Source organism: Streptomyces sp. NPDC058401 (genome assembly GCF_042722885.1).
In the GTDB taxonomy this organism is placed as follows: Bacteria; Actinomycetota; Actinomycetes; order Streptomycetales; family Streptomycetaceae; genus Streptomyces.
In genome coordinates this window covers 1-15627 of record NZ_JBHXKA010000098.1, presented here as the reverse complement: position 1 = coordinate 15627, position 15627 = coordinate 1, and the positions used below count along the sequence as shown (strand labels likewise).

The following is a 15627-nucleotide window of genomic DNA, read 5'->3' as shown; positions in this document are numbered from 1 at the left end:
GGGGTCGTCGCTGGATCTTGGCCGGATCCCGTCGAAACGGGTGCCGAGGCGGAGCCGCTAGGCGTTGCTCGCCGCCACCCAGCGGGCCAGCGCGTCGCGGGCCGCGCCCGAGTCGACCGACTCCGCCGCCCGTACGACGCCGGCCGCGAGCTGCTCCTCCAGGGTGCCGGATCCCGGGTCCAGCGCGACCAGGGCTGCCGCCGAGTTCAGGAGCACCGCGTCGCGCACGGGGCCGGTCTCGCCGGCCAGCAGGCGGCGGGCCACGTCCGCGTTGTACGAGGCGTCCGCGCCGCCGAGGGCGGAGACGTCCACCAGCGGGATGCCGATGTCGCGCGGGTCGAAGGACTGCTCCGCGACCTTGCCGTCGCGGACCCACCAGACCCGGGAGGTCGCCGTGGTGGTGAGCTCGTCGAGCCCGTCGTCACCGCGGAAGACCAGCGCCGAGGAGCCCCGCTCCGCCAGGACGCCCGCGACGATCGGGGCCACCCGTGCGTCGGCCACACCGGTGGCCTGGGCCCGGACCCGCGCCGGGTTGGTGAGCGGGCCGAGGAAGTTGAAGGTGGTGCGGATGCCGAGCTCCCGGCGGGCCGCCGCCACGTGCCGCAGCGCGGGGTGGAACTTGACCGCGAAGCAGAAGGTGATCCCGGCTTCCTCGGCCACCTCCACGACCCGCGCGGGGGTGAGGTCGAGGTTGACGCCCAGCTTCTCCAGGACGTCCGAGGAGCCGCTCGCGGAGGACGCGGCCCGGTTGCCGTGCTTGACCACCTTGGCGCCCGTACCGGCCACCACGACGGCCGACATCGTGGAGATGTTGACCGTCTTGGCCCCGTCGCCGCCGGTGCCGACGATGTCGACCGTCCGGCCCGGCACCTCGATCAGGTTGGCGTGTTCGTACATGGCGCGGACCAGGCCGTTGATCTCGGCCACGGTCTCCCCCTTGGCCCGCAGGGCGACGGCGAAGCCGGCGATCTGGGCGTCGGTGGCCTCCCCGCGCATGATCCGGTCCATGGCCCAGGCCGTGTCGTCGGCGCCGAGGTCACGGCCGGTCAGCAGGGCGTCCAGAAGGCCCGGCCAACCGCGGGCCGCCACGCTGTCGCCGCCTGCCGGGGTCACCAGGTTCATGGTCCGCTCCTGCTGCTCATCGAGGATTCCACGTCGAAAGGGAAGGGGATCAGCCTATCCAGCCCCGGGGACGGCAAAGAGCCCCGTCCAGACACTGGACGGGGCTCTCGCCGTGGCGACACCAGGACTGACCGAAATCAGTCCCTCAAGCAGTCATGCGTACTGCGTGGTTCATAAATGAAGCGTGTGAAGCCGTGTTGCGGGAGATCAGTGGTGGCCGTGGCCACTCTGGATCTCCTTGTACTCCTCGACCGTGGGCTTGGGGATCTGGTTGTTCTCCCCGTAGTAGCCCTTGCTCAGCTTGGCGCGGAGCTTCTCCAGCGGCTTCACCTTGCGCTCGACACCGTTCTCGTCGACCGTGGGGCCGATCTCGGCGGGCTCGTACTGGTCGTACGAGGTGAGCGTGTGCAGCTTGCCCTGCGAGAGCGGCTCGTGGACCTCGACGAACTCACCGTGCGGCAGGCGCTTGATGATGCCGGTCTCGCGACCGTGCAGCACCTTGTCCCGGTCCCGGCGCTGGAGGCCGAGGCAGATCCGCTTGGTGATGACGAAGGCGATGACCGGGCCGACGAAGAACCCGATGCGCGCGAACCAGGTGATCGAGTTGATCGACAGGTGGAAGTACTGCGCGAACATGTCGTTTCCACCGGCGATCAGCAGGATGACGTACCACGTCAGCCATGCCACACCGAAGCCCGTACGGGTCGGGGCGTTGCGCGGGCGGTCCAGGATGTGGTGCTCGCGCTTGTCCCCGGTGACCCAGGACTCGATGAACGGGTACACCGCGATCGTCGCCAGGACCAGCGGGAAGATCGTGAACGGGATGAACACGCCCAGGGCCAGGGTGTGGCCCCACAGGTTGATCTCCCAGCCGGGCATGGCACGGATGAGGCCCTCGGAGAAGCCCATGTACCAGTCGGGCTGCGCACCGGTGGACACGTGGTCCGGGCGGTACGGGCCGAGCGCCCAGATCGGGTTGATCGAGGCGATGCCCGCGATCAGCGCGATGACGCCGAAGACCAGGAAGAAGAAGCCTCCGGCCTTGGCCATGTAGACCGGGAGCAGCGGCATGCCGACGACGTTCTTCTCGGTCTTGCCGGGGCCCGCGAACTGGGTGTGCTTGTGGTAGAAGACCAGGATCAGGTGGGCCACCAGCAGGCCCATCATGATGCCGGGCAGCAGCAGGATGTGCACCGAGTAGAGCCGGCCCACGAAGTCGCCGCCGGGGAACTCTCCGCCGAAGAAGAAGAACGACAGGTACGTGCCGACGATCGGCACGGACAGCATCGCGCCTTCCATGAAGCGGACACCGGTGCCCGAGAGCAGGTCGTCCGGCAGGGAGTAACCGGTGAAACCGGTGAACATGCCGAGGACCAGCAGCAGGAAGCCGAAGACCCAGTTGACCTCACGGGGCTTGCGGAACGCGCCGGTGAAGAACACGCGCATCATGTGCACGAGCATCGCCGCGATGAAGATCAGCGCCGACCAGTGGTGGATCTGCCGGATGAGCAGACCGCCGCGGACGTCGAAGCTGATTTCCAGGGTGGACTTGAAGGCCTCCGACATCGCGACACCCTGCATGGGGATGTACGAACCGTCGTAGTGCACTTCGTTCATGCTCGGGTGGAAGAACAGCGTCAGGTACACACCCGTGAGGATGAGGATGATGAAGCTGTAGAGGCAGATCTCGCCCAGCATGAAGGACCAGTGGTCCGGGAAGATCTTGCGCATGTTGGCCTTGGCGAGGCTGTAGATGCCCAGCCGGCCGTCGGCCCAGTCGGCTACGCGCTCGCCGGCCGGAGCCTTGCGCTCTTTGGTTTGAGTGGCAGTGCTCATCCGCGCTCCCAGAAAGAGGGACCGACGGGCTCTTCGAAGTCGCCGAGCGCCTCGAGGAAACCTTCGTCATTGACGCCGATCCGCAGCTGCGGGAGCGCGTGACCAGCCGGGCCGAAGATGACTCGGGCGCCGTCGGAGAGGTCGAAGGTGGACTGGTGGCACGGGCAGAGCACGTGGTGCGACTGCTGCTCGTACAGGCTGATCGGGCAGCCGACGTGGGTGCAGATCTTGGAGTAGGCCACGATCCCGTCGTGGGACCACTCCAGTTCCTTCTTGTCCTTGATGTTCTCCGGCTGGATGCGGACGATCATCAGGGCGGCCTTGGCGATCTGCGTCTGGAAGTCGTGCGCGTCCTCCTCCAGGCCTTCCGGCATGGCGAAGGTCAGCGACCCGACGACGATGTCCTCCGGGCGGAGCGGCTCCATCGTGTTCGAGTTGATGAGCATCTTGCCCTTGGCCCAGATGGTCTTGCGCAGCTTGTCCTCGGGCAGCGGGCCCAGGTCGCGCAGGATCACGACGGCGGAGAGCGGCAGCAGGGCCAGCGCACCGAACATCGTGTTGCGGATCAGCGGGCGGCGGCCGATGGCCGACTCGCGCGCGCCGTCCGCGAAGTCCTGCAGGACCTGCGCCTTGACCTCGGCCGGGGCCGCGATCTCGTGGCGCTCGGCGGCGACCTCCACGTCGGACATCAGGGTGCGGGCCCAGTGGACCGCGCCCGCGCCGATGCAGAAGAGGGCCGCGCCGAGGCTCACGCCGAGGGCGAAGTTGAGAGCGCTCACCTTCCCGATGGGGAAGATGTAGACGATCTTGTCGACCGGCAGGATCACGAACGAGGCGATGAAGGCGATCGTCGCCAGCATCGACAGGGTGAACAGCAGGGCCACCGTGCGCTCGGAGCGCTTCGCGGCCTGCTCGTCGATGTCCTGGATCCGCGGCCGGTGGACCGGCAGACCGGGGTCGGCGAACGGGTCGTCGTTCGGCACTGCCACGTCACCGTGGTGCGCGTCGCCCTGCTCGCTCGGCAGGTGCTTCTCTTCGGGAATGTCTTGGCTACTCATGACTTCTTGGCCTTAGCGGTGTGGGCCGCGACCCAGACGGCGACAGCGATCAGCGCACCCAGTCCGAAGATCCAGCCGAAGAGACCCTCGGAGACGGGGCCAAGGCCACCGAGCTTCAGGCCACCGGGGTTGGTCGACTTCTCGCCGTTCACGTGCTGGAGGTACGCGATGATGTCCTTCTTCTGCTTCTCCGGCATGGTGCTGTCGGGGAAGGAGGGCATGTTCTGCGGGCCGGTGAGCATGGCCTCGTAGATGTGCTTCGGCTCGACGCCCTCGAGGTTGGGGGCGTACTTGCCGTTCGTCAGTGCGCCGCCCTCGCCGGTGAAGTTGTGGCACTGCGCGCAGTTGTTGCGGAACAGCTCGCCACCCTTCGCGATGTCGGCGCCCGCCGGGTCGTACTGCTTCTCGGCCGGCGTGATGGGGCCGGCTCCGAGGGACGAGATGTAGGCGGCGAGCTGGTCGGCCTGCGCCTGGGTGTAGATGACGGGCTTCTTCGGCACCTGGGCGCCGGGCTGCTGGGCGGGCATACGGCCCGTCATCACCTGGAAGTCGACGGCAGCGGAGCCGACGCCTACCAGGCTGGGGCCGTCAGAGGAACCCTGACCGCCGGTTCCGTGGCAGCTTGCGCAGCCGACGGCGTAGAGCTTCTGGCCCTCCTCGATGGCGAGGGACTGGACGGTTTCGTCGGCCTTCGCATTGCCCGCGGGCGCGAAGGCGCTGTACAGCCCCCCGGTAACCGCCAGCGCGAAGAGTAGAACGACGACCGCCGCCAGCGGATGGCGTCGTCGTGCGGAGAGCTTTTTCACGGATTACCCCGGTGTCAGGATCTTCTGCGTCGGTGTGTCTGGATGGAGTGCCGGGCCGGGCCCGGCGACGTGTTCGCTACTTGATCAGGTAGATCGTTGCGAAGAGGCCGATCCAGACGACATCGACGAAGTGCCAGTAGTAGGACACGACGATGGCCGACGTGGCCTGTTCGTGGGTGAACCTCTTGGCCGCGTACGTCCGGCCGAGGACCAGCAGGAAGGCGATGAGACCGCCCGTCACGTGCAGACCGTGGAAGCCGGTGGTCAGGTAGAACACCGAGCCGTACGGACCGGACGAGAGGCTCATGCCCTCGTGCTTGACCAGCTCGGTGTACTCGAACACCTGGCCGCCAATGAAGATCGCACCCATGACGAACGTGATGATGAACCACGTCCTGAGCTTCTTCACGTCCCCGCGCTCGGCTGCGAATACGCCGAGCTGGCAGGTGAGCGAGGAAAGCACCAGGATCGTCGTGTTCGTCGCCGAGAAGGGCAGATTCAAGGCCGAAGCCTGTTCTGTCCAGTACTCGGCGCCTGTCACGGATCGCAGGGTGAAGTACATCGCGAAGAGGGCCGCGAAGAACATCAGCTCGGAACTCAACCAGATGATGGTTCCCACGCTGACGAGGTTCGGCCTGTTGACCGTCGGGTGCGCGTGCCCGGTATCTACTGTCGTTGCTGTCGCCACGACCGACATTATGTCGGTCCCTTATCCCGCCCTCACCCCGGGGGGTGCCGTTCGGAGTGTCAGGGGCGTGTGCAAGGCCCGAACGGCCCATCAGATCGCCCTTCGGACGCCTGTCGGACATCCCTCGGGCGAGGCTGTGCGAACCGATGTTGACACCGGGTCGGACGGAGTAGCATCCCGCGCAACATCAACGTGATTCACGGGACACGTGGAGGAACGAAATGCGGGCGACTGCGCGGGTTCTGGTCTACAGCGACGACGCGGGCACCCGGGAGCAGGTGCGGCTGGCGGCCGGGCGCAGGCCGGCCGCCGACCTGCCGCCGGTGGAGTTCCTGGAGTGCGCCACGCTGCCGGCCGTCCTGAAGGAGCTGGACGCGGGCGGCATCGACGTGTGCGTGCTGGACGGCGAGGCGGTTCCGGCCGGGGGCATGGGGGTGTGCCGGCAGATCAAGGACGAGATCTTCCAGTGCCCGCCCGTACTGCTCCTGATGGGCCGTCCGCAGGACGCCTGGCTGGCCACCTGGAGCCGCGCGGACTCCGCGGTCACCCTTCCGGTGGATCCGGTGGACTTCGCGCAGGCCCTGGCGGGTCTGCTGCGCGCCCGGCTCTCCCCGGCGGCGTAACGGGGCCTGTGCGCCCCGCACAGCGCCTTACCGGCGCATACCGGGGCACGGGTGCCCGTACGGTCCGTACGGATGCCCGTGCCCCGGCTGTGGCCTCTCCCGGCCCGCCCGGCACTTCTGGCGCTTCCGGCGCTCCGGGCGCGGCGGTTACACCTGCGGGCGCAGGCGCGCCTGGTCGACCGGGCTGCGGCCCTCCTGGGTGCCCTTGAGGAGGGCGCTGCCCTCGCGCCAGTCCTTCCAGTCCATGTTCCAGTCGCCGTAGCCGTTGCCGAATGTGTCCATGTCGTCGCCGATGCTGTTGATGACGCGGACGATGTCGCCTTCGGAGATGTTCTCGTAGAACCAGGCGGCGTTGCCCGTGCTCATGCCGGTGCAGCCGTGGCTGACGTTCTCGTAGCCCTGGGAGCCGACGGACCACGGCGCGGCGTGGACGTATTCACCGCTCCAGGTGACGCGGGTCGCGTAGTAGACGGGCAGGTTGTAGTACTCGCTGCCGCCGATGCCGACCGTGTCTCCGCGCATCTGGACGTAGTACTGCTTGCCGAGGACCACCTTGACGCCGTTGCGGGTGGAGAAGCCCGGCTTTCCGGTGGTCACCGGAATGGTGTTGATCACTTCTCCGTTGCGCTTGAACGTGAGGTAGTGCGAGGACGCGTCCGTGGTGACCTCGACGCGGTCGCCGATCTCCAGCTTCAGCGGCTTGGAGGCGGCGCCGTGCAGGTCGTCGGAGATCTTGACGCCCTCCAGGTTGCTCCGTACGGAGACCGTGGTGTTGGCCGGCCAGTAGTCCTTGGGCCGGTAGTGGAGCTTCTTGTCGTCCACCCAGTGCCAGGCGCCCACGGCCTCCGGCGGGGCGTCGACGACCAGGCCCCGCTCGATGACGGCGCGGGCGGCCTTGTCCTTCACGGGTTCGTTGAGTTCGGCCGTGAGGGGCTGTCCGACGCCGTACTTGCCCTCGTCCGGGCCGAATTCGACCTTGAGGACCTTCTGGGCCGGGGTGGTGTCGAAGGTGAGCGTGCGCTGCCCGGGAGCGCCCCGCTCGTCCTCGGTGCTCACGAGGACGGTGTAGCGGACGCCGGCGGCCATCGGGACGGTGCTGTGCCAGCGGTCGCCCGAGGCGGACAACTCTCCCGCCAGGCGGCGGCCGTGGGTGTCCACGGCGCTCACGTCGGTGATCCGGCCGCCGCTGCTCTTGGCGGTGACTTCGAGGGGACGGTCCGGGTCGACCGGGCGACTGCCGGAGGACTGGTTGAGGGCGACTTGGTCGCCCGCGTCGTAGGGGCGGGCGGACAGCGGGTTGTCGTCGCCCGACCCGCATGCGGTGGCGCCGGCCCCGAGGGACGCGACCAGCAGGGAGCAGCCGATAACGGTCCAAAGACGCGGTGACTGGTTCATGGAGCCAACGCTATGAAGATATGACAATTACGGCGCGCGGGGTGACTGCAAACGAGGGGCCCGGACTCCTCCATTGGAGGTGTCCGGGCCCCTGGCCTCACTCTGTGGCCGCCGCCGGAGGCGGCGACGGTGCCGCGGCTACTGGTTCTGGTTCTCGCCGCGGTAGTACTCGTACACCCAGCCCCACAGACCCACCAGGATCAGCGGCGCCGAGAAGTACATCAGCCACCAGCCGAAGATGACGCCCATGAAGGCGAAGGCGCCACCGATGGCCAGCGAGAGCGGCTGCCAGCTGTGCGGGGAGAAGAACCCCAGCTCGCCCGCCTCGTCGGCGACGTCGGCCTCCAGGTTGTCCTGGGCCATCTGGTCCACACGCGCGGCCGTGAAGGCCAGGTAGTAGCCGATCATGGCGCTCAGGCCGAAGGCCAGCGCGAGTGCCGTGGTGCCGACCGGCTCCTTGGACCACACGCCGTACACGACGGTCATGATCAGGATGAAGGCGGCGAGCCACAGGAACATCCTGCCCTGGATCTTCACTTGCCGGCCTCCTTGCCACCCGCGACGGCCTTGGCGGCCACGGAGTGGTCCTCAAGGTGGTCGAGGGCCGCGATCTCGGGGTGGTGCAGATCGAATGCCGGGGATTCGGACCGGATCCTCGGCAGGGTGAGGAAGTTGTGCCGCGGCGGCGGGCAAGACGTCGCCCATTCGAGCGAACGGCCGTAGCCCCACGGGTCGTCGACCTCGACCTTCTTGCCGTACTTCGCCGTCTTCCAGACGTTGTACATGAACGGCAGCATCGACAGGCCCAGCACGAACGAGCTGATCGTCGAGATGGTGTTCAGCAGCGTGAAGCCGTCCGCCGCGAGGTAGTCCGCGTAACGACGCGGCATGCCCTCGGCGCCCAGCCAGTGCTGCACCAGGAAGGTGCCGTGGAAGCCGATGAACAGCGTCCAGAAGGTGATCTTGCCGAGGCGCTCGTCCAGCATCTTGCCCGTGAACTTCGGCCACCAGAAGTGGAAGCCGGCGAACATCGCGAAGACCACGGTGCCGAAGACGACGTAGTGGAAGTGCGCGACGACGAAGTACGAGTCGGAGACGTGGAAGTCCATCGGGGGCGAGGCCAGGATGACGCCGGTCAGGCCACCGAAGGTGAAGGTGACCAGGAAGCCGATCGTCCAGAGCATCGGGGTCTCGAAGGACAGCGAGCCCTTCCACATCGTGCCGATCCAGTTGAAGAACTTCACACCGGTCGGAACCGCGATGAGGAACGTCATGAAGGAGAAGAACGGCAGCAGCACACCGCCGGTGACGTACATGTGGTGGGCCCACACGGTCACCGAAAGGCCGGCGATCGAGATCGTCGCGGCGATCAGACCGATGTAACCGAACATCGGCTTGCGCGAGAAGACCGGAATGATTTCGGAAACGATTCCGAAGAATGGCAACGCGATGATGTACACCTCTGGGTGTCCGAAGAACCAGAAGAGGTGTTGCCATAGCAGCGCGCCGCCGTTCGCGGCGTCGAAGACGTGCGCACCGAACTTGCGGTCGGCCTCCAGCGCGAAGAGCGCGGCGGCGAGCACCGGGAAGGCGAGCAGGACCAGGACACCGGTCAGCAGCACGTTCCAGGTGAAGATCGGCATGCGGAACATCGTCATGCCGGGGGCGCGCATGCAGATGATCGTGGTGATGAAGTTGACCGAGCCGAGGATCGTGCCGAAGCCGGAGAAGGCCAGACCCATGATCCACATGTCGGCGCCGATGCCCGGCGAGCGGACGGCGTCCGACAGCGGGGAGTAGGCGAACCAGCCGAAGTCGGCGGCACCCGAAGGGGTGACGAAGCCGGCCACCGCGATGGTCGAACCGAAGAGGTACAGCCAGTACGCGAACATGTTCAGCCGCGGGAACGCCACGTCGGGCGCGCCGATCTGCAGCGGCATGATCCAGTTCGCGAAGCCCGCGAACAGCGGGGTGGCGAACATCAGCAGCATGATCGTGCCATGCATGGTGAACGCCTGGTTGAACTGCTCGTTCGACATGATCTGCGTACCCGGACGGGCCAGCTCGGCGCGCATGAAGAGCGCCAGCAGACCGCCGATGAGGAAGAACACGAACGACGTGAGCAGGTACATCGTGCCGATGGTCTTGTGGTCGGTGGTGGTCAACCACTTCACGACGACATTGCCCGGCTGCTTGCTCCGTACCGGCAACTCGTTCTCGTACGAGTCGGCCTCGGCACCCTGAGGCTGGTTGAGGATGCTCACAGTTTGTTCACCTCAGCATTGCGGGCCGGGTCGGTCTGCTTGATGCCGGCGGGGAGGAAGCCGGTCTGACCCTTCTCCGCGAGCTCCTTCAGGTGCGCCTTGTACGCCTCCGGGGAGACGACCTTGACGTTGAAGAGCATTCGGGAGTGGTCGACACCGCAGAGCTCGGCGCACTTGCCCATGAAGACGCCCTCTTCGGTCGGGGTGACCTCGAAGACGTTGGTGTGCCCCGGAATGACGTCCTGCTTGAACAGGAAGGGGACCACCCAGAAGGAGTGGATGACGTCGTTCGACGACAGGATGAAGCGGACCTTCTCGCCCTTCGGCAGCCAGAGCGTCGGGCCCGGGTTACCGGTCTCCGGGTTCCGGTCGCTCGGGACGCCCTTGGTGTAGACGCCTTCGGCGCCCGCCGGGAAGTCCTTGGTGTAGCGGTCCGGAAGGGTGGCGAGTTCCTTGGGAACCTCACCGGCCTTCGGGGTCGCCGCATCGCCGTCGACGTCTTCGACGTAGTTGAAGCCCCAGCTCCACTGGAAGCCGATCACGTTGATCGTGTGCGCCGGCTTGGCGGAGAGGGAGAGCAGCTTCGACTCGTCACGCGCGGTGAAGTAGAAGAGCACCGAGACGATGATGAGCGGGACCACGGTGTACAGCGCCTCGATGGGCATGTTGTACCGGGTCTGCGGGGGAACCTCGACCTTGGTCCGGCTGCGCCGGTGGAAGATGACGCTCCACATGATCAGGCCCCACACGAGGATGCCGGTGATCAGAGCGGCCGCCCAGGACCCCTGCCACAGGGAGAGGATGCGGGGCGCCTCCTCGGTGACCGGAGTGGGCAATCCGAGGCGGGGGAAGCTTTTCCATGTTGGCGAGCAACCAGTTGCGGTCGCCAGGACCGCGCCTGCAGCCAGCACCTGCAGCGGCTTCCGCCGCATCGGGCGCCGCGGCGAGCGGTCGGAGCCGTAGGGACTCACGTAGCGCCTTCCCGAGAGTCTCGGCCCGCGCGGCCGGCCGCGGCCGCATTCGGGTCGGTCGCCGGCCCTGACGCAGGCAGGGGTTTGGATGTTTATGCGGACCAAACCCTACTGGACGCTATTTGGGGTCGCGCGGGGAGGGTGCCCAACGCGCCGTTACTGACCCCGAAGGGATGGATCCGCCGTACGGGGGACGGCCCAACGTGCCCCGAATGGCGGCGTTCCGGCGGCATCTGACGGGCCCTGACCTCGGCCGGTGGCGGCCCCGGCGTGGCGGCCGGTTAGCGTGACCGGATGCCGTACTTCGACACCGCGTCCGCCGCCCCGCTGCACCCCGTGGCCCGGCAGGCGCTCCAGGCCTCCCTTGACGAAGGCTGGGCCGACCCGGCCCGGCTGTACCGCGAAGGGCGCCGGGCCCGGATGCTGCTGGACGCGGCGCGGGAGGCGGCGGCGGAGTCGGTGGGATGCCGCCCCGACGAGCTCGTGTTCACTCCTTCGGGGACGCACGCGGTTCACTCGGGCATGGCCGGGGTGCTGGCGGGGCGTCGGCGCGTCGGCGGGCATCTGGTCGTATCGGCGGTGGAACACAGTTCCGTACTGCACGCGGCGGAGGTCCACGCCGCGGGCGGCGGGCGGGTCGAGGAGGTCCCGGTGGACCGGTTCGGCCGGGTCTCCGCCTCCTCGTACGGGGAACGGGTCGGGCCCGCCACCGCGCTGGCCTGCCTCCAGTCGGCCAACCACGAGGTGGGCACCGTCCAGCCCGTGGCGGAGGTGGCCGAGGTGTGCGCCGCCGCCGGGGTGCCCTTGCTGGTGGACGCCGCGCAGTCGCTGGCCTGGGGGCCCGTCACCGGGAACTGGTCCGTACTGTGCGCGAGCGCCCACAAGTGGGGCGGCCCGGCCGGGGTCGGCCTGCTGGCGGTCCGCAAGGGAGTGCGCTTCTCCCCCCAAGGTCCCGCCGACGAAAGGGAGTCGGGGCGCTCCCCCGGTTTCGTCAACCTCCCCGCGGCCGTGGCGGCGGCGGCCTCCCTGCGGGCGGTACGGGCCGAGGCGGACGGGGAGGCGGCCCGGCTGCGGATCCTGGTGGACCGGCTGCGGCGGCGGATCGCCCGGCTGGTGCCGGACGTGGAGGTGGTGGGCCATCCCGACCTCCGGCTCCCGCACCTGGTCACCTTCTCCTGCCTGTACGTGGACGGGGAGACCCTGCTCCACGGGCTGGACCGGGCCGGCTACTCCGTCTCCTCCGGCTCCTCCTGCACCAGCTCGACGCTGACGCCGTCCCATGTCCTGCGGGCCATGGGGGTGCTGTCGGAGGGGAACGTACGGGTGTCCCTGCCGGCCGGCACTTCGGCGGCCGAGGTCAACGGCTTCCTGGAGGTCCTGCCGGGGCTGGTGGCGGGGGTCCGCGAGCAACTCGGCGTGGTGGAAGGGGGGATGACCGGCGCGGGCGGTGCGGAGACGGGGGCGGAGGCGGAATCCCTGGAACTGGACACCCTGGGCCTGCGGTGTCCGCAGCCGGTGATCGAGCTGGGCCGGGCGATCGGGCGGGTCCCGGTGGGGGGCACGGTGACCGTCCTGTCGGACGACGAGGTGGCGCGGCTGGACATTCCGGCGTGGTGCGCGATGCGGGGGCAGACGTACGTGGGCGAGGCCCCGCGTCCCCTAGGTACTGCGTACACGGTCCGCCGGGCGGTCTGACCCGGCGGGCCGGTGGCGGATGCGGCCCTGCGGGGCTGTCCCCTACCCGCCCTTCCGCCGTTCCCCGGGCGCTGCCCGGACCCGGTCCTCAAACGCCGGACGGGCTGAAAAAATCAGCCTCGCCGGCGTTTGAGGCGCGGGGTCCGGGGCGGAGCCCCGGTGCTGCGGGGGCTCCGCCCCGCAGGGCCCCGCGCCGGGAGGGGCTACGCCGGGAGGTGGGACTGGACTTCGGTCGCGGCCTCGTCGCCGTAGGCCTTCGTGAAGCGTTCCATGAAGTGGGCTCGGCCCAGGGTGTACTCCTGGGTGCCCAGGGTCTCGATGACGAGCGTGGCCAGCATGCAGCCGACCTGCGCGGCCCGCTCCAGGCCGACGCCCCAGCCCAGCCCCGTGAGGAAGCCCGCGCGGAACGCGTCGCCGACGCCGGTCGGGTCGACCTTCGCGGTCTCCTCCGGGCAGCCGACCACGATGGGGTCGTGGCCGACCCGGTCGATGCGGACGCCGTTCGAGCCGAGCGTGGTGACCCGGGTGCCGACCTTCGCCAGGATCTCCGCGTCGGTCCAGCCGGACTTCGCCTCGATGAGGCCCTTCTCGTACTCGTTCGAGAAGAGGTACGTCGCGCCCTCCATCAGGGTGCGGATGTTGTCGCCGTCCATCCGGGCGATCTGCTGCGAGAAGTCCGCCGCGAAGGGGATCTCGCGGGTGCGGCACTCCTCGGTGTGGCGCAGCATCGCCTCGGGGTCGTCCGCGCCGATCAGGACGAGGTCCAGGCCGCCGACCCGGTCCGCGACCGCCTTCAGCTCGATCAGGCGGGCTTCGCTCATCGCGCCCGTATAGAAGGAGCCGATCTGGTTGTGGTCCGAGTCCGTCGTGCAGACGAAGCGCGCGGTGTGCAGGACCTCGGAGATCCGCACGGACTGGGTGTCGACGCCGTGGCGGTCGAGCCAGGCGCGGTACTCGTCGAAGTCGGAGCCGGCGGCTCCGACGAGGATCGGCCGGGCGCCGAGCTGCCCCATGCCGAAGCAGATGTTCGGGCCGACGCCGCCGCGCCGCACGTCGAGGTTGTCGACGAGGAAGGAGAGGGAGACCGTGTGCAGCTGGTCCGCGACCAGCTGGTCGGCGAAGCGGCCGGGGAAGGTCATGAGGTGGTCGGTGGCGATGGAGCCGGTGACTGCGATACGCACGGCGTGGACGCTCCTGCGGGGGAAGGCAAGGGGACAGTCAAAACTACCCGGTCGGGGGGCGAACAACCGACCGGCAGAAACTACCCCGTAGTAGCTCTTTCTTCGCTCGCGATGGCGTGCCTACCGTGCCCCATGACCTACACCGATGGCTTCGGGCCCGTCCGGACCTCCGAGAACGCGGCGGGCACCGCGTTCGAACAGCTGCTGGGCGACTGTGCCCGGATGGCCCCGCATTGGCCGGTTCCCGCGGATCCGCGGCCGGATCGGGTGCCTCCCTCGCAGATCATCGGGATCCGCGTCCCGGCGGCCTCGGCCCGGCTCATCGCCTCCACGGCGGCCTACGGGTACTAGGCCGGGCCCCGGGCGGAACCGGATCCGCGTCTGTTCCGTCACACCCGCATCACCCCATGCGGGACGGGCAAAGGAGCGATGCGGTGACCAGCGAACAACCCGATGGACCGGAAGCACCCGAAGACGTACCCGGGAAGCCCGAGGCGCACGGCGCACCCGGTGCGTCCCGTGGCACACGACGGCGGCCCGTCTGGGTCGTCGGTTCGATCGCGGCAGCCGTCCTGCTCACCGGCGGCGCCGCGAGCACCGCGTACTGGGCTTCGGTCGCGCACGGCGAGGGCCGTACGGGCGACAGCGCGGCCTCGGCGCCCCGTGCGGAGGCCGCCGCGCCCACGCCGTCCGGGCCCGGCATCGCCCCCGGCGAGCCCGATCCCTCCGGCGGCGGGGTCACGTACACCGCGGACGTCGCCCTCCCGGACGGCCCGGCCACCGCGCCAGCCTTCGCGGCGAGCGGCGAGGTGACCTCCGCGGAGGTGGCGCGGCTGGCGACGGCGCTGGGGATCTCCGGTGCGCCCCGGCTGGCCGGGGAGACCTGGCAGGCCGGGGAGGGCGCGGACGGTTCCGGGCCCCGGCTCACGGTGAACCTCAAGGCTCCCGGGACCTGGACCTTCTCCCGGTTCCAGGTCGGCGGCGCCGGGGACGACTGCGTGCGCGGCAAGGACACCTGCGGCCCCGCCACCCTCCCCCAGGACCTGGGTCTGGAGCACGGCGGCACCGGCGGGACTCCGGTCTCCGAGGCGGCCGCCAAGGCTGCCGCCGCGCCCGTGCTGGCCGCCGTGGGGCAGGACTCGGCGGCGCTCGACGCACGGATCCTGCAGGGCTCCGTACGCCTGGTGACGGCCGACCCGGTGATCGGCGGCCTGGCCACGCAGGGCTGGTCCACCCGGATCGGCGTCGGGGCGGACTCCCGGGTGGTGTCGGGCAGCGGCGAGCTGAAGGCTCCGGCCCGGGCCGCCGAGCAGCCGGTGATCGGCTCCGTCGACGCGCTGGCCCGGCTTAACGACAAGGCGCGGGGTTCCGGCGCCCCGGACCCGGGCCCGAGCGGCTGCGCCACGAGCGTGCCGCTGACTCCGGACTCCCCGGTCGGGGCCACGGACACGCTGCCGTGCAACCCGGAGCCCCGGCCGATGAAGCCGACGCGGACGGAGTCGGTGCGGGGCGCGGTGCTCGGGCTGGTTCCGGGCACGGTCGACGGGGCCCGCGGACTGGTGCCGGCCTGGCTGTTCGAGGTGGCCGGCCAGGGCGGCGGCCCGGGGCACACGGTGGCCCAGCCGGCGGCGCTGACCGAGGACACTCCCCCGGCCGACCTGCCCCGCCCGGTGGATCCGCCCGCGAAGGGGCAGAGCGTGCCCGGTTTCTCGTACGCCTCGGCCGACCGGACGCTGACCGTGAACTTCTGGGGCGGGGCGTGCAGCACGTACGCCCTGGAGGTCCGGGAGCAGCCGGAGTCGGTGATGGTGAAGATCACGGACACCCCGAACAAGCCGGGGCAGAACTGCATCATGCTCGCGAAGGAGATGACCGTGACGGCCACGCTCCAGCAGCCGCTGGGCGACCGCAAGGTGATCGACGCGACCAACGGCAAGGCCGTCCCCCGCCAGTAGGCGGCAGGGCGTGCGGTGGACGCACGAGAGGGG

General features: G+C 69.2%; 14 protein-coding genes. 4 read left to right on the top strand and 10 right to left on the bottom strand.

The annotated features are described in order from the left end of the window. Nucleotides 1-57 precede the first annotated feature (57 nt). From trpD to ACFWNV_RS28765, 5 genes are all read right to left on the bottom strand, one after another. A complete protein-coding gene (trpD, locus tag ACFWNV_RS28785) occupies nucleotides 58-1122 on the bottom strand; it encodes an anthranilate phosphoribosyltransferase (protein WP_383952654.1) in 1065 nt (354 codons plus the stop codon). A gap of 207 nt (nucleotides 1123-1329) precedes the next feature. Beyond that, complete coding sequence (locus ACFWNV_RS28780; protein WP_383952652.1) at nucleotides 1330-2958, bottom strand: cytochrome bc complex cytochrome b subunit; 1629 nt, start codon at nucleotides 2956-2958, stop codon at nucleotides 1330-1332. Continuing rightward, nucleotides 2955-4016: a Rieske 2Fe-2S domain-containing protein gene (locus ACFWNV_RS28775; protein WP_383952650.1), complete on the bottom strand. Its 1062-nt coding sequence runs from the start codon at nucleotides 4014-4016 to the stop codon at nucleotides 2955-2957. The genes ACFWNV_RS28780 and ACFWNV_RS28775 overlap by 4 nt, the downstream gene beginning before the upstream one ends. Next, a complete protein-coding gene (locus tag ACFWNV_RS28770; RefSeq protein ID WP_383952648.1) occupies nucleotides 4013-4822 on the bottom strand; it encodes a c-type cytochrome in 810 nt (269 codons plus the stop codon). The genes ACFWNV_RS28775 and ACFWNV_RS28770 overlap by 4 nt, the downstream gene beginning before the upstream one ends. 76 nt (nucleotides 4823-4898) lie before the next feature. Continuing rightward, nucleotides 4899-5519 carry a heme-copper oxidase subunit III gene (locus ACFWNV_RS28765; RefSeq protein ID WP_008738823.1) on the bottom strand — a complete coding sequence of 207 codons (621 nt, stop codon included), beginning with the start codon at nucleotides 5517-5519 and terminating at the stop codon, nucleotides 4899-4901. Between the two features lie 212 nt (nucleotides 5520-5731). On the opposite strand from ACFWNV_RS28765, the gene ACFWNV_RS28760 reads away from it, so the two are divergent. After that, nucleotides 5732-6133 carry a hypothetical protein gene (locus ACFWNV_RS28760; protein WP_383952646.1) on the top strand — a complete coding sequence of 134 codons (402 nt, stop codon included), beginning with the start codon at nucleotides 5732-5734 and terminating at the stop codon, nucleotides 6131-6133. Nucleotides 6134-6280: 147 nt separating this feature from the next. Here ACFWNV_RS28760 and ACFWNV_RS28755 read toward each other — a convergent pair whose 3' ends face one another. From ACFWNV_RS28755 to coxB, 4 genes are all read right to left on the bottom strand, one after another. Beyond that, entirely contained in the window at nucleotides 6281-7528 is a 1248-nt protein-coding gene (locus ACFWNV_RS28755) for an Ig-like domain-containing protein (protein ID WP_383952644.1), read from the bottom strand. A gap of 138 nt (nucleotides 7529-7666) precedes the next feature. Next, on the bottom strand, nucleotides 7667-8065 hold the full coding sequence (locus tag ACFWNV_RS28750; RefSeq protein ID WP_383952642.1) for a cytochrome c oxidase subunit 4: 399 nt from the start codon (nucleotides 8063-8065) through the stop codon (nucleotides 7667-7669). Next, entirely contained in the window at nucleotides 8062-9792 is a 1731-nt protein-coding gene (gene ctaD / locus ACFWNV_RS28745) for a cytochrome c oxidase subunit I (protein WP_383952640.1), read from the bottom strand. The genes ACFWNV_RS28750 and ctaD overlap by 4 nt, the downstream gene beginning before the upstream one ends. Beyond that, nucleotides 9789-10763: a cytochrome c oxidase subunit II gene (gene coxB / locus ACFWNV_RS28740; RefSeq protein ID WP_383952638.1), complete on the bottom strand. Its 975-nt coding sequence runs from the start codon at nucleotides 10761-10763 to the stop codon at nucleotides 9789-9791. The genes ctaD and coxB overlap by 4 nt, the downstream gene beginning before the upstream one ends. 294 nt (nucleotides 10764-11057) lie before the next feature. Here coxB and ACFWNV_RS28735 point away from each other — a divergent pair, with 294 nt between their 5' ends. Beyond that, nucleotides 11058-12458: a cysteine desulfurase/sulfurtransferase TusA family protein gene (locus ACFWNV_RS28735; RefSeq protein ID WP_383952636.1), complete on the top strand. Its 1401-nt coding sequence runs from the start codon at nucleotides 11058-11060 to the stop codon at nucleotides 12456-12458. Between the two features lie 203 nt (nucleotides 12459-12661). On the opposite strand, the gene ACFWNV_RS28730 is transcribed toward ACFWNV_RS28735, so the two are convergent. Further along, complete coding sequence (locus ACFWNV_RS28730; protein WP_383952634.1) at nucleotides 12662-13639, bottom strand: carbohydrate kinase family protein; 978 nt, start codon at nucleotides 13637-13639, stop codon at nucleotides 12662-12664. A gap of 132 nt (nucleotides 13640-13771) precedes the next feature. Here ACFWNV_RS28730 and ACFWNV_RS28725 point away from each other — a divergent pair, with 132 nt between their 5' ends. After that, nucleotides 13772-13990 carry a hypothetical protein gene (locus ACFWNV_RS28725; protein ID WP_383952632.1) on the top strand — a complete coding sequence of 73 codons (219 nt, stop codon included), beginning with the start codon at nucleotides 13772-13774 and terminating at the stop codon, nucleotides 13988-13990. 83 nt (nucleotides 13991-14073) lie between these two features. Continuing rightward, on the top strand, nucleotides 14074-15594 hold the full coding sequence (locus ACFWNV_RS28720) for a hypothetical protein (protein ID WP_383952630.1): 1521 nt from the start codon (nucleotides 14074-14076) through the stop codon (nucleotides 15592-15594). Nucleotides 15595-15627 lie beyond the last annotated feature (33 nt).